The sequence below is a fragment of the Methylobacterium gnaphalii genome, assembly GCF_007992215.1.
GTDB classification, from domain to species: Bacteria; Pseudomonadota; Alphaproteobacteria; order Rhizobiales; family Beijerinckiaceae; genus Methylobacterium; species Methylobacterium gnaphalii.
The window spans coordinates 1-1,195 of record NZ_BJZV01000098.1; the positions used below are offsets into that span (position 1 = coordinate 1).

The 1,195-nt window shown below is 66.8% G+C and carries 1 protein-coding gene; it reads right to left on the reverse strand.

Annotated elements, in window-relative coordinates; all coding sequences use genetic code 11:
- Window positions 1–4: 4 nt before the first annotated feature.
- Window positions 5–1,195 carry an elongation factor Tu gene (gene tuf / locus MGN01_RS23250; RefSeq protein WP_147049156.1) on the reverse strand — a complete coding sequence of 397 codons (1,191 nt, stop codon included), beginning with the start codon at window positions 1,193–1,195 and terminating at the stop codon, window positions 5–7.

Sequence of the window (1,195 nt, forward strand, 5' to 3'; positions counted from 1 at the left end):
CTGCTTATTCCTGGATGGAAGCGACGACGCCTGCACCGACGGTACGGCCGCCCTCGCGGATGGCGAAGCGCAGCTTCTCTTCCATGGCGATCGGCACGATCAGGGCGACGTCCATGGTCACGCTGTCGCCCGGCATCACCATCTCGGTGCCCTCGGGCAGCGTGCAGATGCCGGTCACGTCCGTGGTGCGGAAGTAGAACTGCGGACGGTAGTTGGTGAAGAACGGCGTGTGGCGGCCGCCCTCCTCCTTGGTCAGGATGTAGGCCTCGGCCTTGAACTTGGTGTGCGGCTTCACCGAACCCGGCTTGCACACGACCTGGCCGCGCTCGACGTCCTCGCGCTTGGTGCCGCGCAGCAGCACGCCGACGTTGTCGCCCGCCTGGCCCTGGTCGAGCAGCTTGCGGAACATCTCGACGCCGGTCACCGTCGTCGTCGTCGTCGGACGGATGCCGACGATCTCCACCGTCTCACCGACCTTGACGATGCCGCGCTCGACGCGACCCGTCACCACCGTGCCGCGGCCCGAGATCGAGAACACGTCCTCGATCGGCATCAGGAACGGCAGGTCGACCGGACGCTCCGGCTGCGGGATGTAGCTGTCCACCGTCGCCATCAGGGCGAGCACGGCGTCGTGGCCGATCGTCTTGTCGCCGTCGTCCAGCGCCACCTTGGCCGAGCCCTTGGTGATCGGGATGTCGTCGCCCGGGAACTCGTACTTGGAGAGAAGCTCGCGCACCTCCATCTCGACGAGCTCGAGGAGCTCCTCGTCGTCGACGAGGTCGACCTTGTTCAGGAACACGACGAGCGCCGGCACGCCGACCTGGCGGGCAAGCAGGATGTGCTCGCGGGTCTGCGGCATCGGGCCGTCGGCGGCCGAGACCACCAGGATCGCGCCGTCCATCTGCGCGGCGCCCGTGATCATGTTCTTCACGTAGTCGGCGTGGCCGGGGCAGTCGACGTGCGCGTAGTGGCGGTTGGCCGTCTCGTACTCGACATGCGCCGTCGAGATCGTGATGCCGCGCGCCTTCTCCTCGGGAGCCTTGTCGATCTGGTCATAGGCCGTGAACGCCGCGCCGCCCGACTCCGCCAGGACCTTCGTGATCGCCGCCGTCAAAGACGTCTTGCCATGGTCGACGTGGCCAATCGTGCCGATGTTGCAGTGCGGCTTGCTGCGGTTGAACTTTTCCTTGGCCAT